A 22,674-nucleotide genomic window follows, 5' to 3' on the forward strand; every position below is an offset into this window, starting at 1 on the left:
CCGGTCACTCCCCGCTGACGAGGCCGCTGACGAGATCGCGGCGGCGGAAGGCCTGGACGATCTGCGCAAGCGTGGCGAGTGCGATTTCAGCCGGGCTGGACGCGCCGATGTCGAGGCCGATTGGCGCGGCGATCCGGCCAATCTCCTCATCCGAGCGGCCCATCTCCCTCAGCCGCTCGACCCGCTTTGCATGGGTCTTGCGGCTGCCGAGCGCGCCGACGTAAAAGCAGCCGACCCTAAGCGCCTCGGAGATCGCGAAATCGTCGATCTTCGGGTCATGGGTAACGGCGGCGAGCGCGGTATAGGCGTCGAGTGGCCGCTGCCTCAGCACGTCCTCTGGCCAATCGGCGATGAGGTCGACCCCTTCGAAGCGCTCTTCCGTGGCGAAGGCCGTGCGCGGATCGATAATGGTCAGATCATAGCCGGCAACCGGAGCCATGCGCGCCAGAGCCTGGCTGATATGCACGGCGCCGATTACCACGATGCGGGGCGGCGGCAGATGCACGTTCAGAAAATAGGGCCGGCCGTCGGCCTCCACGGTCGAGGATTTGCCCGTTCGAAGGGCCGCTGCGACAGCCTCGCCCAGCAGCCCATCGACCCTGTCTCCCTCCAGGATCACGCGTCCGCCGCCATCCTCCAGATCGGTCGCAAGAATAGCCGCTCGGCGCGCCTGCCGAGCGGCGTTCAGCGCCTTCAACGCCTGCACATCCATCAGCCGAGCCTTTCGAGATAGACCTTGATCCTGCCGCCGCAGGAGAGGCCGACGCGCCAGGCGGTCTCGTCGGCCACGCCGAACTCCAGCATTTTCGGCGTTCCGGATGCGATGACATCAAGCGCCTCGGCAATCACGGCGCCTTCGACACAGCCACCGGAGACGGAGCCCTCGAAATTGCCCTCGCCATCGATGACAAGGTGGCTGCCGGCCTGCCTGGGGGCGGAACCCCAGGTTTCGATGACGGTGGCAACGGCAACGTCGCGTCCGGCATTCTTCCAGGTTTCGGCGGTGACCAGAGGATCAAGCGTATCGAGGTCGGTCATGCGGTCCTCCTTGCCTTGTCGAGAAAACGCCTTGGATCGGCAGCCTTTACATGTTGATCCGAAAGCGCCGCCGCAAGGTCCGCCAGCGATTGAAGATTGTGGACGGCGCGAAACTCGTCCACATGCGGCAGTATGGCCCGCACGCCGCGGGCTCGCGCCTCAAAACCGTCGAAACGCAGCAGCGGGTTGAGCCAGATCAGACGACGGCACGAGCGGTGCAGCCGGTCGATCTCGGCTTCCAACTGCTCCACGCCTTCGCGCTCCAGCCCGTCCGTGATGAGCAGCACGACCGCGCCCTGCCCCAACACCCGGCGCGACCAAAGGCGATTGAATTCAGCCAGCGTCGCCCCAATCCGCGTTCCGCCGGACCAATCACGCACCGCCGCCGCGCAGGCTGCCAGCGCCTCGTCAGGATCACGCCGGCGCATCTGGCGGGTGACATTGGTCAGCCGCGTGCCGAACAGGAAGGTGTGCACGCGGGCGCGTTTCTCGGTCACGGCATGCAGGAAATGCAGGAAGATGCGGGTGTACTGGCTCATGGAGCCGGAAATATCGGCCAGTACCACCAGCGGCGGCGGCGCCGGCTTCCGCTCCCGGAAACGCGGAAGGATGAGGTCTCCGCCGCTTCGCATCGCCTGTCGCATGGTAGCTCGCGCATCGATCTTTCGCGAACGCGTCGATGACCGGAAGCGGCGGGTCGCGACCTCATCGAGCGGCAGCGCAAGCCGCGCAAGCTCCCGGCGCGCGGAGGCAAGTTCGTCAGCCGTCATCTGAGCGAAATCCCGCTGTTTCAGCACTTCCGAACCGGATGTCGTGAAGCGTGCGTCGACCTCGATTTCGGGCGGCATCTTGCGGTCTGTCGTCTCGGGCCGCTCCGCCACCAGCGCATTGGCGACGCGGGCGCTGCCGGCGCGCTGCTTCTCCTGCTCGCTGCCGGTCGCTTTCGGAGACATCATGGCGATCATCTTGCCGACGAGGTCGCGCGAACGCCAGAAGAGCCGGAAGGCTTCGTCGAAGACCGCCTGATCCTCGTGCCGCTTCACGAAAACGGCAGAAAGAGCGGCGTGAAACTCCTCGCGGGAACCGATGCCGATCGCATCGACCGCCTCGATCGCGTCGGCGGCGGCTGCGGGACCCGTCTTAAGCCCAGCCCGGCGCAACACGCGAGAAAAATAGACGAGATTGTCCGAGAGCCGTCCCTCACCGGCAGGGACTGGCGGAATGATGATTCCGTCTTCGGACCCGTTTTCGCCCATGGCTCAACCTGCTGCTGAAAGATCGGCCTTCACCTCGGAAAGCACGCGAGCGCCCTCGCCGCCCTGGATGCGCGCAATATCGTCCTGATATTTCAGGAGGGTGCCCAGCGTATCCGCGATGGTTTCCGGATCGAGCGCGATGCGGTCGAGCTCGGTGAGCGCCGTCGCCCAGTCTATCGTCTCGGCAACGCCCGGATTCTTGAAGAGGTCGAGCGTTCTCAGCTTCTGCACATAGGCAACGATCTGCCGCGACAGGATCTCGCCGCATTGCGGCGCCTTGCGCCGGACGATCTCAAGCTCCTGCTCCGCATCCGGATAATCCACCCAATGATAGAGGCAGCGCCGTTTCAGCGCGTCATGTATTTCGCGCGTCCGGTTGGTGGTGATGACGACGATCGGCGGTTCGGAAGCCTTGATCGTCCCGAATTCGGGGATCGTCACCTGAAAATCGGAAAGCACTTCCAGCAGAAAGGCTTCGAAGGCCTCGTCGGTGCGGTCGAGCTCGTCGATCAGGAAGACCGGAGCCGGCTCGCCGGCTTGCCCGAGTGCTTGCAGCACCGGCCGGCGGATGAGATGGCGCTCGGAAAAGAGGTCGGTCTCGAGCTTCTTGCGGTCCTTGATGCCGACGGCTTCGGAAAGGCGGATATCCAGCATCTGCGCCGGGTAGTTCCACTCATAGACGGCCGAGGAAATATCCAGCCCCTCGTAGCACTGCAGGCGGATCAGCGGCCGCTGCAATGCCTTTGCCAACGTCTTTGCGATCTCCGTCTTGCCAACCCCCGCCTCGCCTTCGAGGAAAAGCGGCCGCTTCATCCTGAGCGCGAGAAAAACCACCGTCGCGAGCGCCCTGCCTGCAAGATAGTCCTCGCGGCTTAGGAGCGCGACGGTTTCCTCGATCGAGGCGGGTAGCTGCGGCATGTGTTCTCCCCTTTTGGGAGCAAGTCTACAGAGTGCGGAAATCCCGGTCCAGATAGATGAGCGACGGGCTGTGCGGACCGAAATGCAGCCCGACCACTTCTCCGAACATGACGAAATGGGTCGAGACCGGCTTGATGTCGATAAGCCGGCAATCGAAGGAGACGACCGCATCGGAAAGAACCGGCGCGCCGGTTACGAGCTTTCGCCATTCGCCCATCGCGAATCGCTCATCCACGGCCACCCCGCTCAGGCCCGCGAAGGCGGTCGCCAACGCCTGATGATGGGCCGCCAAGGAATTCAGGGCGAAGACGCCGCTCTTCTCGAAAATCGCATTGTTCTCGTTGCTGCCGTTGAGGCACACGAGCACTGTCGGCGGGTTGTCGGAAACCGAGCAGGCTGCGGTCACGGTAACGCCGCGCCTGACGCCTTCATGTTCCGTGGCCACCACCTGCACATGGCCGGCATATCGCGCCATGGCATTGCGATAAAGAGCGGGCGTGAGGAGCTGCTGGTCCGTCAAAAAATTCTCCGTGGGACCGGGAAGTCCCTCAATGTTACGCCGGATATCATGACGCCGATAGACCATTTCCACGGCGGCATCCATGCTTTTGATTTCCGGCGCTACTCCCTATAGCCGATTCTCTTTGACGCAGGCGATCAGCACGCTAAAACGCGGTTAAGCAAGGGCTTAGGAAATCATGACGTTGAGACGCATCGCCACCGCCCTCGTCCTGGCATCGGCATTTGCCCACAATGCGGCATCCGCTGCTGTCATCGGCGTGGTGGCGCCGAAAAGCGGGCCTTACGCCCTTCTCGGCACTCAGGTCCTGGAAGGCGCGCGTGCGGCAGCGGCGACCGGCGGCGACCGGCTCGTCGAGATCGACGAAACCTGCGAGGCGGGAACGGGCGGCGCGCTCGCCGATCAACTGATGGCCGCCAAGGTCGAAATTGCCATCGGCTTCCTCTGCGTCGAGACGCTGACCGAGGCGCTGCCGGTGCTGAAGAACGCGGGCATTCCCGCCGTCAGCATCTCCGTTCGCTCGAAAATCCTGATGGAAGACGCGATGCGTGGCGGCTGGCCTTTCTTCCGCATGGCGCCGGTCGAAGGCGACGAGGCGGAAAAGCTTTCCGAAATCATCCTTTCGGATTGGAAAGCCCACCCGGTCGCCGTGATCGAGGACGGCACGATCTACGGCCGGGAGCTCGCGAGCGCCGTACGTCAAAAGCTGGAAGCCGGTGGGATCGCCCCGGTCTTTACCGATACGTTTCGCCCGGGCCAGGAACAGCAGATCGCCCTGGTGCGCCGGCTTGCAAGGGCGGGCGCGACGCATGTCATGATCGGCGGCGATCGAAACGACATAGCGATCATCGCGCGCGACGCGGCGGCGGAGAATATCCCGCTGACCATCCTCGGCGGCGATACGCTGAGGGCGGCCGATCGTCCCGTTCCGCTGCGTGAAGGCGTCCTCGCGGCCGCGCTTCCCGATTACGCCGCCATGCCCGAAGCGGCACAGGCGGTTGCAGCCCTTGCGGCCCGGAACATAACTCCCGAGGGCTATATGCTGCCTTCCTATGCCGCGGTGGAACTCGCCCGCCAGGCGCTTGCCCGCGCCGCCGAGGAGAACAATCCGCTGACGGAAATCCTCGCCGATGCGACTTTCCCGACCGTGATCGGCGCGATCGACTTCGATGACGGGCACGAGCTCGCCGCCAACCCGCTTCAGCTTCAGGAATGGCGGGGGACCGCATTTGTGCCTGCCCGTCCCGCGACCGAGTGACGTATCCGACGATTGTTCCTCCGCCGAAGCGGTGATAGAGCAAGCGCGAGACAGCCGGAGACCTGCCAATGACGCTTCCCATCCGCATTGCCCCTTCAATTCTCGCCGCCGATTTTTCCAGGCTCGGCCAGGAAGTGCGCGATGTCGTGGAAGCGGGCGCCGATTGGGTTCACCTCGACGTCATGGACGGGCATTTCGTGCCCAACATCTCCTTCGGTCCGGATGTCATCAAGTCGCTGCGGCCCTACACGAAAGCCTTTTTCGACTGCCACCTGATGATCTCTCCGGCAGATCCCTATCTCGAGGCCTTCGCGAAGGCGGGCTGCGACGGCATAACCGTGCATGCGGAAGCCGGCCCGCACCTGCATCGCTCGCTGCAGACCATCCGCACGCTCGGAAAGAAGGTCGGCGTGACGCTCAACCCCGCCACACCGCTTTCCGTGCTGGAAAACGTGCTGGATGACGTGGACCTCATCCTCATCATGAGCGTCAATCCGGGTTTCGGCGGCCAGAAATTCATCCCGGCTATGGTGGAGAAGATCCGCGCCGCCAAGGCTCTCATCGGTGCCCGCCCGATCGAGCTGGAAGTCGATGGCGGCATCACCGCCGAGACGATTGGCGCCGCGACCGCTGCCGGTGCCAATGTCTTCGTCGCCGGCTCGGCCGTCTACAAGGGCGACGGCATCGAATCTTATAGGGCCAATATCGCCGGCCTGAAGGGTGCAGCGGAGCAAGGGCGCAAATGAGAGCAGCATTGCGATTATCGGTTCTGGCCATTGCGGCGGCATTCCTTGCCGGCTCCGCAACGGCTGCAGATATCGCCAGCTTCCGCCCTATCGGCTTTTCTCCGGATGGGCGCGTCTTCGCCTTCGAAGAGTTCGGCATCCAGGATGGATCGGGCTTTCCCTATTCGAACATCTACGTTCTGGATCTGGAAAAGGACGGCTATCTGCAGGGCACGCCCTACCGGGTTCGCCTCGACGACGAGAAGGCCACCCTCGCCGAAGCGCGCCGCCAGGCCCGCGATAAGGCAGAGGGGCTCATCGCCAGCCACGAGTTGGCCGATAATCCCGGCGAAATCCTCGCCTTCAATCCAGTTACAGAGGTCGACGCCGATCCCCACCGGCTTCGTTACCGCGACTATGCCGTCGTTCCGCCCGTCGGCGAGCCGGATACGCTGACCCTTGAGGAAATTCCGCAAGAACCGGACGATCGCTGCTCCGGCATGGTCGAGAAAATGGCGGCCTTCCGGTTGCGGATCACCGAGGAAGACGGCAAGCCCGCCGACCAGTTGATCCACGAGGACCAGAGGGTTCCGGCCTCCCGCGGCTGTGCGACGGGTTATCGCCTGGCTGGCGTCATGGGCGGCACGGCGATGGACCGTTCGCCCTTCAAAGTCGCGCTCGTCATGGTTCTCAGCCTCGGTTTTGAAGGCTCCGACGGCCGCTGGATCGCCGTCCCGATCAAGGCCGCGCCATAGTTTCCGCCATATCCGCCGTGCTGAACATTGAGCTTTGACCGGTTTCTTGCTACAGCGGCCCCGACGAAGCGTAGGAAGACAAAGCCCATGATCCCCCGTTATTCGCGGCCCGAGATGGTCGCTATCTGGTCCCCCGAAACAAAGTTCCGTATCTGGTTCGAAATCGAGGCTCATGCCTGCGATGCCCTGGCAGCGATCGGCGTGATCCCGAAATCGGCTGCCGAGACCATCTGGGAAAAGGGCGGCAAGGCCGAATTCGACGTCGCCCGCATCGACGAGATCGAAGCGGTCACCAAGCACGATGTCATCGCTTTCCTCACCCATCTCGCCGAGTTCGTCGGCCCCGATAGCCGTTTCGTGCATCAGGGCATGACCTCTTCCGACGTGCTGGACACCTGTTTCAACGTGCAGCTCGTGCGCGCCACGGACCTTCTGCTGGCCGACATGGACAAGTTGCTGGAGGCTTTGAAGCGCCGCGCCATCGAGCACAAGGACACCGTCACCATCGGCCGCAGCCACGGCATCCACGCCGAGCCGACGACGTTCGGCGTCAAGCTCGCTCAGGCCTATGCGGAGTTCGACCGCAACAAGACCCGGCTTCTGGCGGCCCGCGAAGAAATCGCAACCTGCGCGATTTCCGGTGCGGTCGGCACCTTCGCCAATATCGATCCCCGCGTCGAGGAGCACGTCGCGGCTGCGATGGGGCTGAAGTCAGAGCCCGTCTCGACGCAGGTCATCCCGCGCGATCGCCATGCCATGTATTTCGCGACCCTCGGCGTCATCGCGTCTTCGATAGAGCGGCTGGCGACTGAAATCCGCCATCTGCAGCGCACCGAGGTGTTGGAGGCCGAGGAATATTTCTCGCCGGGCCAGAAGGGCTCGTCGGCCATGCCGCACAAGCGCAACCCGGTTCTCACCGAAAACCTCACCGGGCTCGCCCGCATGGTGCGTTCCTATGCCATGCCGGCGATGGAGAACGTGGCGCTCTGGCACGAGCGGGACATCTCCCACTCCTCCGTCGAGCGCATGATCGGCCCGGACGCCACGGTGACGCTGGACTTCGCGCTTGCGCGCCTGACCAGCGTGATCGACAAACTGCTGGTCTATCCGGAGAATATGATGAACAATATGAACAAGTTCCGCGGGCTTGTTCATTCACAACGTGTACTTCTCGCCCTTACCCAGGCGGGCGTTTCGCGCGAGGACGCCTATCGCCTCGTCCAGCGCAATGCCATGAAGGTCTGGGAACAGGGCAAGGACTTCCTCGAGGAGCTGCTCGCCGATGCCGAAGTGCGTGCGGCGCTTTCCGAAGAGGAAATCCGCGAGAAGTTCGACCTCGGCTACCATACCAAGCATGTCGATACGATCTTCAAGCGCGTCTTCGGCTGAGCCCCATAACCGCTGAAATTGCCTGCCGCCGGCTCATGCCGGCGGCATTTTCGTTTCCGGCCGTCAGCCCGGCTGGCGCATTTCGCCCTCGGCGGGCACGATGATCTTGCGATACAGGTGCCAGGTCGCGTGGCCGAGAACCGGCATGATGACGGCAAGCCCTGCAAAGATCGGGATCGTGCCGATTGCCAGCAGCACGGCGACGATCAGCCCCCAAAGCGCCACCGGCACCGGATTGGCGAACGTGGCCCGCACGCTCGCATCCACGGCGGCTGCGGCACCCACATCCCGATCGAGCAGGAGCGGGAATGCGACGACGGTCGTTGCGAGCACCACCACCGCAAAGAGGAAGCCGGCAAGATTGCCCCAGAGGATCACTCCCCTTCCCTCCGGCGTCGTCAGCACCTGCGACAGGAAGGATGAGACAGAGGTGGGCACCGCTTCGCCGAAATAGGCTGTATAGATCGCCTGGGCCGTGAGAAGCCAGACAACGAACAGCGCAAGCAGCAAGAGCGCTACCGCGACGATCGACGGCAGCGCCGGTGATCTCTGCACATCCAGCGCGTGGCGCCAGGAGGTATCCATGCCCCGTTCCCGGCGGCGGCTGATCTCATAGAGGCCGATGGCCGCGATCGGCCCCAGCAAGGCGAAGCCCGACATTAGCGGATAGATCAGGGGCAAGAGATTGGCTCCGGAACTCCACAACGTGAGCACCACGCCGGCAATCGGATACATCAGACACAGGAAAACATAATGCGACGGCTTTTCGCGGAAATCGTCCCATCCAAGCCGCAGGGCGTCCACGATATCGCCTATGCCTATCCTGCGAACAGCCGGGCGCACGAAACTGTTGTCCGCGCCGGCCATGACATGAAATGCCGTCATGACATAGTCTCCTCCTTAGCAGCCGGCGGTGGAGAAGGCTCGGCAAGGCAGATTGCCGAGATGCTCAATGCTACCGGCATGCGATGATCCTAGCGGATTTTGAGAAATCTGGAGCCTTTTTGCTTGACTTCAATAGGTGTCGATCTCACATCGGCGCCATCATGAAAGTATCCGAAGCAGAAATCCTGATCATTCCGGGTTACACCAATTCCGGGCCGGGACACTGGCAGACGCGCTGGGAGACGAAGCTTTCGACGGCGCGCCGCGTGGAGCAGGCCGAATGGTCGAAGCCGGTGCGGGAAGACTGGGTGGCGCGCGTTGCCGAAGAGGTGAATGCCGCGGTCAAGCCGGTGGTGCTGGTCGCCCACTCGCTGGGCATACCCTCCGCGGTCCACGCGATCCCGCTATTTCGCAAGAAGGTGGCCGGCGCCTTTTTCGTCGCCCCGCCGGAACTCGACAATCCCGAGATCCGGCCGAAGCATCTGATGACCTTTGGTCCCTATCCGCGCGATCCCCTGCCCTTTCCGTCATTGATGATCGCAAGCCGCAACGATCCATTCGGCTCCTATGAACATGCGGACGAAATCGCCAACGCCTGGGGTTCGCTCATCATCGATGCGGGCGAAACGGGCCATATCAACGCGGAAAGCGGCCACGGCCCCTGGCCGGAAGGTACGATGGTTTTCGCGCAGTTCCTCAGCCAGCTGAAGCCCTGACGGAAACTGCCTGACGCCGCAACGCAGTAGAGAACAGCAAAAAGCCGCGCCCGATGAGCGCGGCTTTTTGCTTGAGTGATGTCAGGTTTACTGCTCGAGCTGGGCCACGGCCTCGGCGAGGAACTGGTACATTTTCGTACGGATGTCCTCGTCCGAAATCGAAACGCTCGCGGCGTCGAAATCCTTGCGCAGCTTGCGGAAAACGTCTTCCTCGCCGGCTTCCTCGAAATCGGCGGCGACGACTTCCCTGGCATAGGCTTCCGTATCGCTCTTCCCAAGAAGGTCCGCGGCCCAGAGGCCAACCAGCTTGTTGCGACGGGCTAGCGCCTTGAACTTCAGTTCCTGGTCATGCGCGAACTTGTTTTCGAAGCCTTTTTCGCGATCGTTGAACGTCGTGGCCATGCGGATCTCCCAAACGATTGGTCGCTTTGACCCATAATCAAACCGGCACCGAAGCGCAATGCGCTTTGTCGACCGGAACGGCGATGTCCCGCGATCAAGCAATCATGCAGCCCCTCGGCGCATGTCTTCCGCATTGATGATGCCGGATTGTCATAAAACTGTCGCAAAACTCGCCAGGGATTGTTGTCCCCGCTCGGCCGAGGAGTTCGAAGCGCGGAATAGCCGGGATCAGGAGGGCTGGATGCATAATTCGAGATCGATCACACTTGGCGGTTCCCGCATAGATATCAAAGTCGTGTCGTTCGTCACGATGATCGTCCTTGTCATAACGGCTTTGGTCGTGGCCGCCGACACGTGGTGGGGAATCGACCACCATGATCTGATGCGGGACCCGAATGCGATCGCAAATCATCCACGCTATTTCGGCATAATCTCCAATCTCGGCGTCGTTCTATGGATCGCGAGCGCCGCGGTAGCGCTTCAGGCCTATGCCTCGCTGGGCTTGAAGCGACGGGGAGAGTTCAGCGGATTGCTCTTTTCCGGCGGGATTTTCGCGACGTTGATGGGGCTCGACGATCTTTTCATGCTTCACGAGTCGATTTCCGTCACGGGTTTGGCCGAGCCGCTTATCCTGCTTCCGCATGCGCTGTTCTTGGCGGTGTGCTGCTATTACGCCTGGCTTATGCGAACCGAAACGCCGTGGCTGGTGTTTGGTGCGGCCGTCATGTCCTTTGGCCTGTCCCTGCTCTTCGATCTCTATCCCTCATACTTTCCGGGACTGATGCTCCTCGAGGAGGGCTTTAAGCTGTATGGAATCCTCCTGTTTTCAACCTATATGTTCCTCGTCGGCCACGCCGCGTTGAGGCGCTAGCCGGGCCGGCAACTGGATCGGGAAGACGGACAAGCACCTTTTTCTTGTTCATAGCCGCCGTTTTTCTTCCACGACGGCACCGTCACCGGAACAAGGTTTCGAGAATCCGTGTAATCTCAGAACAAATGTTCGTGGTGAAGGCACCGGCCCAATGCGGCTGCTGACAAGGTTAAGAGGTCTGCATTGTGAAATGCGTTCTTTTCCGATAAGGGACCGCTTCAACGATCTTCCACTGCGTCCGCATTACGGATGCCAACAACGAGACAAAAAATCATGAACCGTCGCCGCCGTATCTACGAAGGCAAGGCCAAGATCCTTTATGAAGGCCCGGAACCGGGCACGCTGATTCAGTTCTTCAAGGATGACGCCACCGCATTCAACAAGAAGAAGCATGATGTCATCGACGGCAAGGGCGTTCTGAACAACCGCATCTCGGAATACCTCTTCACGCATCTGAACAAGATCGGCATTCCGACGCACTTCATCCGCCGGCTGAACATGCGCGAGCAGCTGATCAAGGAAGTGGAGATGATCCCGCTCGAGATCGTGGTGCGCAACGTCGCCGCGGGCTCGCTGTCGACCCGCCTCGGCATCGAGGAAGGCATGGTTCTGCCGCGCTCGATCATCGAATTCTACTACAAGTCGGATTCGCTCGCCGATCCCATGGTTTCGGAAGAGCACATCACCGCCTTCGGCTGGGCCAATCCGGCCGAGCTCGACGACATCATGGCGCTCGCGATCCGCGTCAACGACTTCCTTTCCGGCCTCTTCCTGGGCGTCGGCATCCAGCTCGTCGATTTCAAGATCGAATGCGGCCGCCTCTACGAAGGCGACATGATGCGCATCATCCTGGCCGACGAGATTTCGCCGGACAGCTGCCGTCTGTGGGATATCGAGACCAAGGAAAAGATGGACAAGGACCGTTTCCGCCGGGATTTGGGCGGTCTTGTCGAAGCCTATTCCGAAGTCGCCCGCCGGCTCGGCATCATTAATGAAAACGAACCGATCCGCGGCACCGGCCCGGTTCTCGTCAAGTAATCATCGGGGGTAGATCAGTGATCAAGGCACGCGTGACCGTCACGCTCAAGAATGGCGTTCTCGACCCGCAGGGCAAGGCCATCGAAGGCGCTCTCGGCAGCCTCGGCTTTTCCGGCCTCGGCCATGTGCGGCAGGGCAAGGTCTTCGATATCGAAGTGAATGGCGCCGACAAGGCGAAGGCCGAGGCCGACCTCAAGGAAATGTGCGAGAAGCTTCTGGCAAACACGGTCATCGAGAATTATACTATAACTCTCGACTGAAGGTTGTGGAGCATGTGATGGCTGAGATCACGAACGACTTGGTGTATGAGCTGATGAAGCGCATGCATTCCGAACTGGGTAATCTGCGGGAGGACCAGAGGGGCCTTCGGCAGGACGTTATCAGCCTTCGCAATCACATGCATGTCATGCAGGGCGACATGAACAACTTGCACACGACGATGGCGCAAGTTCTCGTCCGTCTCGATCGTATCGAAAACCGCCTCGAATTGCGCGAACTCGCCGAGGCACAGGCAAGGTTTGAACCGCACCCATGAAATCCGCAGTCGTCCAGCTTCCCGGCCTCAATCGCGACCGCGACATGATCGCCGCGCTTACCAAGATTTCCGGTCAGGCGCCGATCACGGTCTGGCAGACAGAAACCGAAATCCCGGATGTAGACCTGATCGTCATTCCCGGCGGCTTCTCCTATGGCGATTATCTGCGCTGCGGCGCAATCGCCGCCCGCATGCCGGTCATGCAGGCCATCAAGGAAAAGGCCGACCAGGGCGTAAAGGTGCTCGGCGTCTGCAACGGCTTCCAGATCCTGGTCGAAGCGGGAATGTTGCCGGGCGCACTGATGCGCAATACGTCCCTCAGGTTCGTCTGCAAGGAAGTGAAGCTGGAAGTGGTCAACGCCGAGACGGATTTCACCCGCGCCTATGAAAAGGGCCAGGTCATCCGCTGCCCGGTCGCGCATCACGACGGCAATTATTTCGTCGATGCGGACACCCTCGCCTCCATGGAAGACGCAGGGCAGATCGTTTTCCGTTATACCGACGGCACCAATCCGAACGGCTCGCTTAGCGATATCGCGGGCGTCATCAATGCTCGCGGCAACGTGCTCGGCATGATGCCGCATCCGGAAAACCTGATCGAAGCGGCCCATGGCGGCAATGACGGGCGCGGCATCTTCGCCTCAGCCCTCGATGTGATCGCAGCTTAACCTTCCCCTCACCATACCGTTGTAGAACGGCGCGCGCGCCGCTTTCAGGATATCCCGATGCCGTTCTACACCCGCAGCCTCACGCTCGTTTTCCTCGCCGCCGCCGGCACTATGCTGACAGCTTGTCAGGCGGACAGGAAACCGGCCCCCTCCCCGAACAATGCCGCCTTGCCCATGATGGAGCGCGTCGCGCTTGCGGCGAATGCCTGCTGGTTCAAATCGGGAGATACCGCCTTCAAGCCCTATCGGCTGGCGCCGGAGCTCAATTCCTTCTCGGGCCGTCCGCGCATTCTCGCCGTACCGCGCAATAGCCCGGAATCGCGGCCGGTTCTCGTCGTCCAGGCGGAGGGCAATCCCGCGAAGCTCGATGCCTTCGGTCCGATAATGGCCGGCGAAACCGGCGAACGGATCAAGCGCGACGTATTGCGCTGGGCGGGTGGCGGCAAAGGCTGCTGAGAAACCCACCTCGGCCCATTCCACCTAAATCCCGCATCCGTTGAACATCCGTCCGGCCACAGCTTAAACGATGGATAGACGCGGGACGCTACCCGCTTTACCAATCACTGAGGATCGCAAAGCGATTCGGTGAGGTGGACGCATGCTGATGAAATCCGAATGCCTTCATGTTCTCCTTTCGGCCGGTCTGGCCGCAACGCTCTGCTCCACTACGATCACTCCCGCAAATGCCCAGGAACCGATATTCGACGAAGCCCGCTTCGGCGTGCTCGCCTCCGTCGACAACGGACATCACGAAGATGGGGTATTCGCGACGGGCATGATCTTCTTCGATCCCTGGGGCCATGATGCTGCGCAAGGCATCGACAAGCTCCTGCGTCCGCGAATCCATCTGGGCGGAAGCCTGAGCACGGCGGGCGAAACCAGCCAGGTCTATGCCGGCTTTTCCTGGACCGCCGATCTCACCGATCGGCTGTTTCTCGAAGTGGGTGTCGGCGGGGCGGTTCACGACGGCGACCTCGACTATGACGGCGGATCAGGCCCGGCGCTCGGCTGCCGCCTGCTTTTCCACGAATATGCGGCCGCCGGCTTCAGGCTCACCGACAACTGGCGGCTTACCGCCCAGATCGAGCACTCCTCCCATGCGGAGCTCTGCAACGGCCCGAACGACGGCCTGAGCCGCGCCGGCGTCATGCTGGGCTACAAGTTCTAAAGCCCATGACCCAGCGGAAGCAACGGCTATCCGCCGCCGCCTCGTACTGCACGGGCGGACGATAAGAAAAGACCCGATGCGCAGGTTGGGATGCGGCATCGGGCCCTGCTTCCAATAGTGCTGGAAGAAGATGTTTCAGAACAGGAAGCGCGATTTGGCCGCTTCACGATGCGCCTCGACGCGGGTTAATCCGATATCCCGCAATTGGCCCTCATCCATATCCAGCAAAGCCACTCGGCCTTTGCGGCGGATGCTCCAGTTCCGATAGATGTCGATAATGCCAAGCAGGCCCTGGCGTGGTGCCGGCAAAGGCGACGGAGCCAAAAGATCACCGCTTGCCCGCAATTGCGACTCTCGAGCAAAGTTGTCTGGGTAAATTGTATCGATTGTCGCAAGATATTCGTTTAACCTGCGCATACCGCACCTGCCATACAAGTCATTAGTGGTGCAATTCTTTTACATTGACTCAATTAAGGGTACAATGTAGAGAATTGTCACCATGACAAGTTGGCTTCCAAACATCAAAGAGGGCAAAAGCCCGCTCTATATTCGCGTGGCGGATCAGATCGAGGACGCGATCATGGCCGGCAACCTGCCGGCCGGCGCGAAACTGCCACCGCAAAGAAATCTGGCCTACGATATAGGTGTGACGATCGGCACGATCAGTCGCGCCTACTCCCTCTTGCATGAGCGGGGTCTCGTCAGCGGAGAAGTCGGACGCGGCACCTATGTTCGCCCGCGACCGGAAATTGCATCGCAGGATGCCAATGATCCGGCAACAGCCAGTTTCGCGGGCACCCGCCCCTTCCACCCTCCACCGGGCAAGATCCGGTTCGACAGCACCGCAGCACCGGATGTCGGGCAAAATCAGATAATCGCCGGCATCATCAACGACATCATGCGAGACCACCCCCGGGAGATAGCAAGCTACACGCGGAGCTTTCCCGACCATTGGTCCGAAGCGGGGGCGCGCTGGCTTTCCTATGGCAACTGGACACCCGCAATCGACTCGGTCGTGCCCACCCTTGGTGCCCACGCCGGCATCATGGCCATTATCTCGTCGCTCACCAGTCCGGGCGACAGGATCGTTTTCGAGCATATGACCTATTCGCAGATCAGCCGTGCGGCCGGGCTGATCGGGCGACGGAGTTCGCTCGTGGACGCGGACGATTTCGGCGTTCTGCCCGAGGATTTTGAGCGAGTCTGTGTCCAGCTGCACCCCAAGATTGCCTTCTTCATGTCCTCAGCCCAGAACCCGACACTCGCGACCCTGCCCCTCGATCGCCGCAGGGCGATCGCCGATATCGCGCACAGGCACAATGTCTGGCTGATCGAGGACAATCTCTACGGCGCGATGGACAAGAAGGACATTCCTCTCATCGCTGAGCTGGCGCCGGACAGGACTTTCGTCATTGACGGATTGTCGAAATCCGTTGCGGCCGGCACTCGCGGCGGCTGGGTCGCCTGTCCGCCGCATTTTGCTCAGCGCGTCCGCATCGCCCACAAGATGTTAACAGGCGGACTGCCTTTCATGCTTGCGGAACTCTGCTCTCGCCTCGTCCTTTCCGGAGAGGCGGAACGCATATGGGATCGATGCCGTATTGAGATCAATGCCCGAGAGGAACTTGCAAGGGAAATCCTCGCCGGCCACGATTTCAATTCCAATCCGGACATTCCCTTCCTTTGGCTTAAGCTGCCGGAACCCTGGCTTTCCGCGACATTCAAGAACGCGGTCCTGGCCGACGGGGTGCTCATCGACGATGAAGACGAATTCAGGGCCGGACGATCGGGGAAGATCACGCATCGCGTCCGCATCGGGTTCTCCTCACCTCATACACGCCAAGATGTGGCAGCCGGGCTGAAGGTCGTTCGACGCCTGCTGGAAAACGGATCGGCGGGCTACGACAGCCTGGCTTGAGGCTAGTCGGCAGGTCGGTTCAGGCTCGGCCCGATCGCCTTCATCCCCGCAATCAAAGCTCTGCGGAAAGCGGAGGTTTTCCGCTATTTTCCTGTCGCGTGCAGCAAACACATGCGCTAAAGAGGCGCAACGCTTCGGAACGGCCAGCCATCCTAGGAACACTGATGACGATCCCCAATTCGATCCAGATAACTCCCGAACTCGTCGCTTCGCATGGCCTGAAGCCGGACGAGTATCAGCGCATCCTGGACCTGATCGGCCGTGAACCGACCTTTACCGAACTCGGCATCTTTTCAGCGATGTGGAACGAGCACTGCTCGTACAAATCCTCCAAGAAATGGCTGCGGACGCTACCGACCATGGGGCCCCGCGTCATCCAGGGGCCCGGCGAAAATGCCGGCGTCGTGGATATCGACGATGGCGACTGCGTGGTCTTCAAGATGGAGAGCCACAACCATCCCTCCTATATCGAGCCCTATCAGGGAGCCGCGACCGGCGTCGGCGGCATCCTGCGCGACGTCTTTACCATGGGTGCCCGGCCGATCGCCGCGATGAACGCGCTGCGCTTCGGCGCGCCTGACCATCCGAAGACCAAGCATCTCGTCTCCGGCGTCGTCGCAGGCGTCGGCGGTTACGGAAACTCCTTCGGCGTACCGACCGTCGGCGGCGAAGTGGAGTTCGACGAGCGCTACAACGGCAACATCCTCGTCAACGCGTTTGCGGCCGGCCTCGCCCGGAGCGATGCGATCTTCTACTCCAAGGCCGAGGGCGTGGGCCTGCCGGTGGTCTATCTCGGCGCCAAGACCGGCCGCGACGGCGTCGGCGGAGCCACGATGGCGTCCGCCGAATTCGACGAGTCGATCGAGGAAAAGCGTCCGACCGTTCAGGTCGGCGACCCCTTCACCGAAAAGTGCCTGCTGGAAGCCTGCCTGGAACTCATGCAGACGGGCGCGGTCATCGCGATCCAGGACATGGGTGCTGCCGGCCTCACCTGTTCGGCAGTGGAAATGGGCGCCAAGGGCGATCTCGGCATCGAGCTCGATCTCGATAAGGTGCCGGTGCGCGAGGAGCGCATGAGCGCCTATGAAATGATGCTCTCCGAGAGCCAGGAGCGGATGCTCATGGTTCTGAAACCGGAGAAGGAAAAGGAGGCCGAGGCGATCTTCCACAAGTGGGGGCTCGACTTCGCGATCGTCGGCAAGACGACGGACGACCTGCGCTTCCGCATCCTGCATCAGGGCGAGGAAGTGGCGAACCTTCCGATCAAGGAGCTTGGCGACGAGGCGCCCGAATACGACCGGCCGTGGGTTCAGTCGAACGGCCCGGCATCCCTGCCCGCCTCCCAGGTCGCAGCGCCTGCGGACTACAACGAGGCTCTTCTGAAGCTCGTCGGCTCTCCGAACCAGGCGAGCCGACGCTGGGTGTATGAGCAATACGACACGCTGATCCAGGGCAATTCGCTGCAGCTCCCCGGTGGCGACGCCGGCGTCGTGCGCGTCGACAATCATCCCTCCAAGGCTCTCGCCTTCTCCTCCGACGTGACGCCCCGCTATGTGGAAGCCGATCCTTTCGAAGGCGGCAAGCAGGCGGTCGCCGAATGCTGGCGCAACATCACCGCAACCGGCGCCGAGCCGCTCGCGGCCACCGATAACCTGAACTTCGGCAATCCGGAAAAGCCGGAAATCATGGGTCAGCTCGTCGGCGCCATCAAGGGCATCGGCGAAGCCTGCAAGGCGCTCGATTTCCCGATCGTCTCCGGCAACGTCTCGCTCTACAACGAGACCAATGGCGTGGCGATCCTGCCCACGCCGACGATCGCCGGCGTCGGGCTTTTGCCCGACTGGTCGAAAATGGCGAAGATCGGGTCGGCAAACGAGGGTGACAAGCTGATCCTCATCGGCGTCGACGGCAGCCATCTGGGCTCAACCGTCTACCTCCGCGACATCCTCGGCCAGACGGACGGCCCGCCGCCGGAAGTCGATCTCGCAGCCGAGCGCCACCACGGCGACTTCGTGCGCTCGCTGATCCGCAACGGCCAGGTCACCGCCTGCCACGACATTTCCTCGGGCGGCCTTGCCATCACGCTTGCGGAGATGGCAATGGCATCCGGCAAGGGCATGACCGTCAGCCTCAAGGACCAGAAGGGCGCCCCGCATGCCCTGCTCTTCGGCGAAGACCAAGCCCGCTATGTGATCGCCGTTCCGGCCGATCTCGCCAATTTCGTGGAAGCGAATGCGGAAGCGGCAGCAGTTCCCTTCCGCCGCTTGGGCACCGTGGGTGGAGAAACGTTCGCGGTGGACGATCTCGTCAGCCTTGCCGTCGTCGATCTCGCCAATGCACATGAAAGCTGGTTCCCCGGCTTCATGGCCTGATCCGCAGCGGGAGGCGCAGGCTTTTCTTGCGCCTCACCTCCGGAAGGCGGATAATATTCCCTGTCGATAGAGCGGCGATCCCGCTTTGACCGCCGGCCTTCTTTGAGGCACTCTCGACTCGATTGAACTCCGCTTTTGAGTCTGCGGAGGAGGAAAGGACGACAAAAACATGCCCATGAGCCCAGGCGACATCGAAGACATGATCAAGGCCGGCATACCGGGCGCCCGTGTCACCATACGGGACCTCGCCGGCGACGGCGATCACTATGCCGCCGAAGTTGTCGCCGAAGCGTTCCGGGGCAAGAGCCGCGTGCAGCAGCACCAGATGGTCTACGACGCGCTCAAGGGCAACATGGGCGGCGTGCTGCATGCGCTGGCGCTGCAGACCTCCGCTCCCGCCGACTGAGCCCCACTGAACCCCATGGCCGATCTCATCAAGGAACTGGTCACCGGCGTCGTTGAAAACGTCATGCGGGAGCTTCTGAAGAAGTCTCACGGCCGCACGACGACCAAGCGAAAGAAGCGCAAGGCGCAAGCCGCTGGTGGCCGTCCCTCCCGCGCGAAGACCGAGAAGACCAAAACCGTCGTCTGCAAGCAGGTGAGCCGGCGCCGCAGCGCGGCTTCCCGAAGCCGCCAGCGCGCCCGCTGATCATTCCATCAGGGATTTTGATGACTTCCCCGCTGGAAATTCCCGCGGCGCGTGTTATCTAAAAGGCGAACAGCGATCCGGACCTTGAACCCGGATAGACAAGGATTTGACATGAGCGCGATTCACGATTTCATCGACAACGAAGTAAAGACGAACGACGTGGTTGTCTTCATGAAAGGCACACCGCAGTTTCCGCAGTGCGGTTTTTCTGGCCAGGTCGTCCAGATTCTCGATTATCTGGGTCTCGACTACAAGGGCGTGAACGTGCTCGCTGACGCTGAAATCCGCCAGGGTATCAAGGACTATTCCAACTGGCCGACCATTCCGCAGCTCTATGTGAAGGGCGAATTCATCGGCGGATGCGATATTGTCCGCGAGATGTTCCAGTCCGGTGAGCTGCAGAGCCATCTTCAAGAGCAGGGCATCAGCGTCCGCGGCGCCGCCTGATCCCCCGTCCCCGCTCCGCGGGGGCCTTTCATAACCTTTTCTTTCGAGGCGCCGTGCAAGCGGCGCCTTTCAACGTCTTTGGGAATATCGCTGTGACAAATCCTTCACAAACCGCTTCCGTTCGCCTCAGCGGCATGGGCAAAGTCGAGTTCATCGCCATGATGGCCATGCTGATGGCGCTCAACGCATTGGCGATCGACATCATGCTGCCGGGTCTTCAGGAAATCGGCGCCGCGCTCGGCGTGGAAAACGAGAACCACCGGCAATATGTGGTTTCCGCCTATCTTCTGGGCTTCGGTGTCGCCCAGCTCGTCTATGGGCCGATCTCCGACCGCTTCGGACGTCGTAGCCCAATGATCATCGGACTGGTGATCTACATCCTCTCCTCGCTCGCGGTCGTGGCGGTCCCCTCCTTTGCCGGCCTGCTCGCACTGCGCTTCATCCAGGGCGTCGGCTCGGCGGCGACGCGGGTCATAACCGTGTCCATCGTCCGCGACATTTATGGTGGCCGCGCCATGGCCGAGGTGATGTCGCTGATCATGATGGTCTTCATGGTGGTGCCGGTCATCGCGCCGGGCACCGGCCAGCTCATCCTGCTGTTCGGCGATTGGCACCTGATCTTCGTCTTCATGGCCGTCGCGGCGCTCGCTGTGGTCATCTGGATGCACATGCGCCTGCCGGAAACCCTGCATGCCGAGGATGTGCGGCCGTTCACCATCTCCTCCGTGCTCGACGGCTTCCGCATCGTGCTCACCAACCGGGTAGCGCTCTGTTACACCATTTCAAGCACCTTCATCTTCGGTGCGCTGTTCGGCTTCATCAATTCCGCGCAGCAGGTCTATGTCGGCATCTATCAGCTCGGCGTCTGGTTTCCGGTCGCCTTCGCGGCGGTGGCGGTCTTCATGGCCTTCTCGTCCTTCATCAACTCGCAGCTTGTCGGGCGCTTCGGCATGCGTCGCCTCTCGCACGGCTCGCTGCTCGGCTTCATCGCGATCACCTTCTTGTGGCTGATGGTGCAGATCTTCGGGCCGCAGCCCATGCCCTTCCCGCTTTTCCTGGCCTTCTTCGCGCTTGCCATGTTCCAGTTCGGCTGGATCGGGTCGAACTTCAATTCGCTCGCCATGGAGCCGCTGGGCCATGTTGCCGGAACGGCTTCCTCCGTGCTCGGCTTCATGGGAACGATTGGCGGCGGCATCATCGGCGCGATGATCGGGCAGGCATTCAACGGCACCGCGCTGCCGATGGTCGCCGGCTTCTTCACGGTTTCGGTGATCGGTCTGATCTTTGTGCTGATCGGCGAAAAGGGAAAGCTGTTCCAGCCGCATAACCCGCCGGTCTGACATTTTCGGAGGGCGGCGGCACGGCCAAGCGCCCCGCCCCCCGATTATTCAGAGTGTGAAGACCTCACGCCGCAGCGTCTCCCAGCTTTGGGAATCGGTCGAAAGCAAAAGGCCACCGCTTGTATGCCGCGGCAGATAGCGCGATCCGTCGAAACGCGCCACATGAGCCCCGGCCTCGACCGCAATCAGCGCTCCGGCCAGATGATCCCACGGCATCAGCTTGTTATACATGAGGTAATGCGCGTAACCGCTTGCAAAGGCACGATATTCATGGGCCGCACAGCGATAGGACATCACATAGCGCACCTTGGCGAGATTACCGAGGATTTCCGCACGACGTTCCGCCGGCAAGAAACCCGTGGACGCCATTCCGACCATCTGTGAAAGCGGCGCGGGCGGAGAGACGCGAAGCTGTTGTGAGGAGCCATCCGGGCGCCGCAGGAAGGCGCCCGCCCCCTTCTCGGCCATGACCCAGTCGTCGCCCATCGGATCGTAGATGATGCCGGCCACGGTTTCGCCCTTCCAGACGACCGAGGCCATGACGCCGAAGGCGGGAATGCCCGAGGCAAAATTGAAAGTGCCGTCGATCGGATCGACCACCACCGCGAAATCGGCATCCGGCAGCCTGCCGAGCAAAGCGGGGTCCGCCGCGACCGTTTCTTCGCCGACGAAAAGGGCATTCGGCACCAGAGCTTCGATTTCCCGCCGAAGCATCCGTTCCGCGGCCTCGTCCCCTTCGGTCACAAGGTCCGTCGCCTCGCTCTTGGAGCGGATATCGCCGCTGCCGAGCCGGCGAAAGCGTGGCAGGATCTCGGCCTTGGCGGCCTGGCGCAGCAGATCGGCAAGCCGGGCGACATCGAGCGGCAAAGTCATTCTGAAATCCTTGGAGCGGCGGCAAGGCCGGCAAAATCGAAGAGTTTCGGATCGAGAAGATGAGACGGGTTCGCATGCGCCAGCGCCCGAAGCATCGTGTCCTTCCGGCCCGGCATACGCATCTCGATATCGGCAAGCATGGCCTTCATGGCGTTGCGCTGCAGGCCATCCTGCGAGCCGCAGAGATCGCAGGGAATAATGGGAAAGCGCATGGCGGCGGCGAATTTCGCAAGATCGTCCTCGGCGCAATAGGCGAGCGGCCGCAGCACCATCAGATCCCCTTCATCGTTCAGAAGCTTCGGCGGCATGGCCGCAAGCCGCCCGCCATGAAAGAAGTTCATGAAGAAGGTCTCGAGAATATCCTCCCGGTGATGGCCGAGCACCAGGGCATCACAGCCTTCCTCGCGCGCTATGCGGTAGAGATTGCCGCGCCTGAGCCGCGAACAGAGCGAGCAATAGGTCGCGCCCTGCGGAACCTTCTCCTTCACCACCGAATATGTATCGCGGTATTCGATCCGGTGCTTCACACCGATCGAGGCCAGGTAATCGGGAAGCACGTGCTTCGGAAAATTCGGCTGGCCCTGGTCGAGATTGCAGGCGATCAGTTCCACCGGCAGCAGGCCGCGCCATTGCAGGTCCAGCAGGATAGCGAGAAGCGAATAGGAATCCTTGCCGCCCGAAAGGCCGACCAGCCAGCGCTTCTGCTCCTTCAGCATGCCGAAATCGTCGAAAGCCTGGCGCACCTGCCGCAAGAGCCGCTTGCGCAGCTTGTTAAACGAGACGGAACTCGGCGCATCCGCGAAAAGGGCCGGAACGAGGCCGTTGCCAGCCTCTTCATCCAGTTCATCGGCGATTGCCGTCACTATCCCCATTCGCTTCTCCTGAAAGGCCGCGAAAATCCGGCCCGCTCATGGTGATGCGTGCCGCCCGAGA

The 22,674-nt window shown here is 61.7% G+C and carries 28 protein-coding genes; 18 read left to right on the plus strand and 10 right to left on the minus strand.

Annotated features, from left to right (window positions below):
- Positions 1-4: 4 nt before the first annotated feature.
- Genes YH62_RS01255 through YH62_RS01275 form a run of 5 tightly spaced genes read right to left on the minus strand, consistent with a single transcriptional unit; the run spans position 5 to position 3,816 of the window.
- Positions 5-712, minus strand: coding sequence for an XdhC family protein (locus YH62_RS01255; RefSeq protein ID WP_046792333.1), 708 nt, complete (start codon positions 710-712; stop codon positions 5-7).
- Positions 712-1,038 (minus strand): XdhC family protein, encoded by a 327-nt coding sequence (locus tag YH62_RS01260; protein ID WP_046792334.1) that lies wholly within the window; start codon positions 1,036-1,038, stop codon positions 712-714. The genes YH62_RS01255 and YH62_RS01260 overlap by 1 nt, the downstream gene beginning before the upstream one ends.
- Entirely contained in the window at positions 1,035-2,294 is a 1,260-nt protein-coding gene (locus tag YH62_RS01265) for a VWA domain-containing protein (protein ID WP_046792335.1), read from the minus strand. The genes YH62_RS01260 and YH62_RS01265 overlap by 4 nt, the downstream gene beginning before the upstream one ends.
- 3 nt (positions 2,295-2,297) lie before the next feature.
- On the minus strand, positions 2,298-3,212 hold the full coding sequence (locus YH62_RS01270; protein ID WP_046792336.1) for a MoxR family ATPase: 915 nt from the start codon (positions 3,210-3,212) through the stop codon (positions 2,298-2,300).
- Between the two features lie 25 nt (positions 3,213-3,237).
- Entirely contained in the window at positions 3,238-3,816 is a 579-nt protein-coding gene (locus YH62_RS01275; protein ID WP_348625745.1) for a flavin reductase, read from the minus strand.
- A gap of 91 nt (positions 3,817-3,907) precedes the next feature.
- On the opposite strand from YH62_RS01275, the gene YH62_RS01280 reads away from it, so the two are divergent.
- From YH62_RS01280 to purB, 4 genes are all read left to right on the plus strand, one after another.
- Positions 3,908-4,990 carry an ABC transporter substrate-binding protein gene (locus YH62_RS01280; RefSeq protein ID WP_046792337.1) on the plus strand — a complete coding sequence of 361 codons (1,083 nt, stop codon included), beginning with the start codon at positions 3,908-3,910 and terminating at the stop codon, positions 4,988-4,990.
- A 68-nt stretch (positions 4,991-5,058) separates the two neighbouring features.
- Entirely contained in the window at positions 5,059-5,736 is a 678-nt protein-coding gene (rpe, locus tag YH62_RS01285) for a ribulose-phosphate 3-epimerase (protein WP_046792338.1), read from the plus strand.
- On the plus strand, positions 5,733-6,470 hold the full coding sequence (locus YH62_RS01290) for a DUF2259 domain-containing protein (protein WP_046792339.1): 738 nt from the start codon (positions 5,733-5,735) through the stop codon (positions 6,468-6,470). The genes rpe and YH62_RS01290 overlap by 4 nt, the downstream gene beginning before the upstream one ends.
- Positions 6,471-6,557: 87 nt before the next feature.
- Complete coding sequence (gene purB, locus YH62_RS01295; RefSeq protein ID WP_046792340.1) at positions 6,558-7,859, plus strand: adenylosuccinate lyase; 1,302 nt, start codon at positions 6,558-6,560, stop codon at positions 7,857-7,859.
- 63 nt (positions 7,860-7,922) lie between these two features.
- Here purB and YH62_RS01300 read toward each other — a convergent pair whose 3' ends face one another.
- Positions 7,923-8,744, minus strand: a complete 822-nt coding sequence (locus tag YH62_RS01300; RefSeq protein ID WP_046792341.1) for a DUF2189 domain-containing protein — start codon at positions 8,742-8,744, stop codon at positions 7,923-7,925.
- Between the two features lie 161 nt (positions 8,745-8,905).
- On the opposite strand from YH62_RS01300, the gene YH62_RS01305 reads away from it, so the two are divergent.
- Complete coding sequence (locus YH62_RS01305; protein WP_046792342.1) at positions 8,906-9,460, plus strand: alpha/beta hydrolase; 555 nt, start codon at positions 8,906-8,908, stop codon at positions 9,458-9,460.
- Positions 9,461-9,547: 87 nt separating this feature from the next.
- Here the strand turns inward: YH62_RS01305 and YH62_RS01310 are convergent, their stop codons facing one another.
- Positions 9,548-9,862, minus strand: a complete 315-nt coding sequence (locus YH62_RS01310; RefSeq protein WP_046792343.1) for a DUF1476 domain-containing protein — start codon at positions 9,860-9,862, stop codon at positions 9,548-9,550.
- A gap of 241 nt (positions 9,863-10,103) precedes the next feature.
- Between YH62_RS01310 and YH62_RS01315 the strand changes: the two genes are divergently transcribed.
- The 7 genes from YH62_RS01315 to YH62_RS01345 all read left to right on the plus strand — a co-directional run bounded on the left by YH62_RS01315 (position 10,104) and on the right by YH62_RS01345 (position 14,142).
- Complete coding sequence (locus tag YH62_RS01315) at positions 10,104-10,733, plus strand: hypothetical protein (protein ID WP_052760318.1); 630 nt, start codon at positions 10,104-10,106, stop codon at positions 10,731-10,733.
- Between the two features lie 273 nt (positions 10,734-11,006).
- Positions 11,007-11,771, plus strand: coding sequence for a phosphoribosylaminoimidazolesuccinocarboxamide synthase (purC, locus tag YH62_RS01320; RefSeq protein WP_046792344.1), 765 nt, complete (start codon positions 11,007-11,009; stop codon positions 11,769-11,771).
- Between the two features lie 17 nt (positions 11,772-11,788).
- Positions 11,789-12,031 (plus strand): phosphoribosylformylglycinamidine synthase subunit PurS, encoded by a 243-nt coding sequence (gene purS / locus YH62_RS01325; RefSeq protein WP_046792345.1) that lies wholly within the window; start codon positions 11,789-11,791, stop codon positions 12,029-12,031.
- A 17-nt stretch (positions 12,032-12,048) separates the two neighbouring features.
- Positions 12,049-12,306 (plus strand): hypothetical protein, encoded by a 258-nt coding sequence (locus YH62_RS01330; RefSeq protein ID WP_046792346.1) that lies wholly within the window; start codon positions 12,049-12,051, stop codon positions 12,304-12,306.
- The gene (gene purQ / locus YH62_RS01335) at positions 12,303-12,974 is read left to right on the plus strand and encodes a phosphoribosylformylglycinamidine synthase subunit PurQ (protein ID WP_046792347.1); all 672 of its coding nucleotides are present in this window, start codon (positions 12,303-12,305) and stop codon (positions 12,972-12,974) included. The genes YH62_RS01330 and purQ overlap by 4 nt, the downstream gene beginning before the upstream one ends.
- 57 nt (positions 12,975-13,031) lie before the next feature.
- On the plus strand, positions 13,032-13,430 hold the full coding sequence (locus YH62_RS01340) for a hypothetical protein (protein ID WP_046792348.1): 399 nt from the start codon (positions 13,032-13,034) through the stop codon (positions 13,428-13,430).
- 142 nt (positions 13,431-13,572) lie between these two features.
- Positions 13,573-14,142, plus strand: a complete 570-nt coding sequence (locus tag YH62_RS01345; RefSeq protein ID WP_137326614.1) for an acyloxyacyl hydrolase — start codon at positions 13,573-13,575, stop codon at positions 14,140-14,142.
- A gap of 135 nt (positions 14,143-14,277) precedes the next feature.
- On the opposite strand, the gene YH62_RS01350 is transcribed toward YH62_RS01345, so the two are convergent.
- Positions 14,278-14,559: a DUF1127 domain-containing protein gene (locus tag YH62_RS01350; protein WP_046792349.1), complete on the minus strand. Its 282-nt coding sequence runs from the start codon at positions 14,557-14,559 to the stop codon at positions 14,278-14,280.
- Positions 14,560-14,641: 82 nt separating this feature from the next.
- On the opposite strand from YH62_RS01350, the gene YH62_RS01355 reads away from it, so the two are divergent.
- The 6 genes from YH62_RS01355 to YH62_RS01380 all read left to right on the plus strand — a co-directional run bounded on the left by YH62_RS01355 (position 14,642) and on the right by YH62_RS01380 (position 20,868).
- Positions 14,642-16,060, plus strand: a complete 1,419-nt coding sequence (locus tag YH62_RS01355) for a PLP-dependent aminotransferase family protein (protein ID WP_046792350.1) — start codon at positions 14,642-14,644, stop codon at positions 16,058-16,060.
- 164 nt (positions 16,061-16,224) lie between these two features.
- On the plus strand, positions 16,225-18,432 hold the full coding sequence (purL, locus tag YH62_RS01360) for a phosphoribosylformylglycinamidine synthase subunit PurL (protein ID WP_046792351.1): 2,208 nt from the start codon (positions 16,225-16,227) through the stop codon (positions 18,430-18,432).
- 169 nt (positions 18,433-18,601) lie between these two features.
- Positions 18,602-18,838 (plus strand): BolA family transcriptional regulator, encoded by a 237-nt coding sequence (locus tag YH62_RS01365; RefSeq protein ID WP_046792352.1) that lies wholly within the window; start codon positions 18,602-18,604, stop codon positions 18,836-18,838.
- Positions 18,839-18,853: 15 nt separating this feature from the next.
- Positions 18,854-19,081 carry a hypothetical protein gene (locus tag YH62_RS01370; protein WP_046792353.1) on the plus strand — a complete coding sequence of 76 codons (228 nt, stop codon included), beginning with the start codon at positions 18,854-18,856 and terminating at the stop codon, positions 19,079-19,081.
- A 111-nt stretch (positions 19,082-19,192) separates the two neighbouring features.
- Complete coding sequence (grxD, locus tag YH62_RS01375) at positions 19,193-19,528, plus strand: Grx4 family monothiol glutaredoxin (RefSeq protein WP_046792354.1); 336 nt, start codon at positions 19,193-19,195, stop codon at positions 19,526-19,528.
- A 134-nt stretch (positions 19,529-19,662) separates the two neighbouring features.
- Complete coding sequence (locus YH62_RS01380) at positions 19,663-20,868, plus strand: multidrug effflux MFS transporter (RefSeq protein ID WP_046792987.1); 1,206 nt, start codon at positions 19,663-19,665, stop codon at positions 20,866-20,868.
- A gap of 48 nt (positions 20,869-20,916) precedes the next feature.
- Here the strand turns inward: YH62_RS01380 and YH62_RS01385 are convergent, their stop codons facing one another.
- Positions 20,917-21,741, minus strand: coding sequence for an inositol monophosphatase family protein (locus YH62_RS01385; protein ID WP_046792355.1), 825 nt, complete (start codon positions 21,739-21,741; stop codon positions 20,917-20,919).
- Complete coding sequence (ttcA, locus tag YH62_RS01390) at positions 21,738-22,613, minus strand: tRNA 2-thiocytidine(32) synthetase TtcA (protein ID WP_046792356.1); 876 nt, start codon at positions 22,611-22,613, stop codon at positions 21,738-21,740. Before ttcA ends, YH62_RS01385 begins: the two co-directional genes overlap by 4 nt.
- Positions 22,614-22,674: the final 61 nt, after the last annotated feature.

Origin of the sequence: Rhizobium sp. LC145, assembly GCF_001005825.1 — a bacterium.
In the GTDB taxonomy this organism is placed as follows: domain Bacteria; phylum Pseudomonadota; class Alphaproteobacteria; order Rhizobiales; family Rhizobiaceae; genus Neorhizobium.

Coding starts and splice junctions, on each gene's coding strand:
- YH62_RS01275 (WP_348625745.1), bottom strand. CDS start 3,816: ATGGATGCCGCCGTGGAAATGGTCTATCGGCGTCATGATATCCGGCGT.
- YH62_RS01260 (WP_046792334.1), bottom strand. CDS start 1,038: ATGACCGACCTCGATACGCTTGATCCTCTGGTCACCGCCGAAACCTGG.
- YH62_RS01315 (WP_052760318.1), top strand. CDS start 10,104: ATGCATAATTCGAGATCGATCACACTTGGCGGTTCCCGCATAGATATC.
- YH62_RS01300 (WP_046792341.1), bottom strand. CDS start 8,744: ATGACGGCATTTCATGTCATGGCCGGCGCGGACAACAGTTTCGTGCGC.
- purB (WP_046792340.1), top strand. CDS start 6,558: ATGATCCCCCGTTATTCGCGGCCCGAGATGGTCGCTATCTGGTCCCCC.
- YH62_RS01380 (WP_046792987.1), top strand. CDS start 19,663: ATGGGCAAAGTCGAGTTCATCGCCATGATGGCCATGCTGATGGCGCTC.
- YH62_RS01355 (WP_046792350.1), top strand. CDS start 14,642: ATGACAAGTTGGCTTCCAAACATCAAAGAGGGCAAAAGCCCGCTCTAT.
- rpe (WP_046792338.1), top strand. CDS start 5,059: ATGACGCTTCCCATCCGCATTGCCCCTTCAATTCTCGCCGCCGATTTT.
- YH62_RS01330 (WP_046792346.1), top strand. CDS start 12,049: ATGGCTGAGATCACGAACGACTTGGTGTATGAGCTGATGAAGCGCATG.
- YH62_RS01290 (WP_046792339.1), top strand. CDS start 5,733: ATGAGAGCAGCATTGCGATTATCGGTTCTGGCCATTGCGGCGGCATTC.
- YH62_RS01340 (WP_046792348.1), top strand. CDS start 13,032: ATGCCGTTCTACACCCGCAGCCTCACGCTCGTTTTCCTCGCCGCCGCC.
- purL (WP_046792351.1), top strand. CDS start 16,225: ATGACGATCCCCAATTCGATCCAGATAACTCCCGAACTCGTCGCTTCG.
- YH62_RS01255 (WP_046792333.1), bottom strand. CDS start 712: ATGGATGTGCAGGCGTTGAAGGCGCTGAACGCCGCTCGGCAGGCGCGC.
- YH62_RS01365 (WP_046792352.1), top strand. CDS start 18,602: ATGCCCATGAGCCCAGGCGACATCGAAGACATGATCAAGGCCGGCATA.
- purC (WP_046792344.1), top strand. CDS start 11,007: ATGAACCGTCGCCGCCGTATCTACGAAGGCAAGGCCAAGATCCTTTAT.
- purQ (WP_046792347.1), top strand. CDS start 12,303: ATGAAATCCGCAGTCGTCCAGCTTCCCGGCCTCAATCGCGACCGCGAC.
- YH62_RS01370 (WP_046792353.1), top strand. CDS start 18,854: ATGGCCGATCTCATCAAGGAACTGGTCACCGGCGTCGTTGAAAACGTC.
- YH62_RS01350 (WP_046792349.1), bottom strand. CDS start 14,559: ATGCGCAGGTTAAACGAATATCTTGCGACAATCGATACAATTTACCCA.
- YH62_RS01270 (WP_046792336.1), bottom strand. CDS start 3,212: ATGCCGCAGCTACCCGCCTCGATCGAGGAAACCGTCGCGCTCCTAAGC.
- grxD (WP_046792354.1), top strand. CDS start 19,193: ATGAGCGCGATTCACGATTTCATCGACAACGAAGTAAAGACGAACGAC.
- YH62_RS01310 (WP_046792343.1), bottom strand. CDS start 9,862: ATGGCCACGACGTTCAACGATCGCGAAAAAGGCTTCGAAAACAAGTTC.
- YH62_RS01265 (WP_046792335.1), bottom strand. CDS start 2,294: ATGGGCGAAAACGGGTCCGAAGACGGAATCATCATTCCGCCAGTCCCT.
- YH62_RS01385 (WP_046792355.1), bottom strand. CDS start 21,741: ATGACTTTGCCGCTCGATGTCGCCCGGCTTGCCGATCTGCTGCGCCAG.
- YH62_RS01345 (WP_137326614.1), top strand. CDS start 13,573: ATGCTGATGAAATCCGAATGCCTTCATGTTCTCCTTTCGGCCGGTCTG.
- ttcA (WP_046792356.1), bottom strand. CDS start 22,613: ATGGGGATAGTGACGGCAATCGCCGATGAACTGGATGAAGAGGCTGGC.
- YH62_RS01305 (WP_046792342.1), top strand. CDS start 8,906: ATGAAAGTATCCGAAGCAGAAATCCTGATCATTCCGGGTTACACCAAT.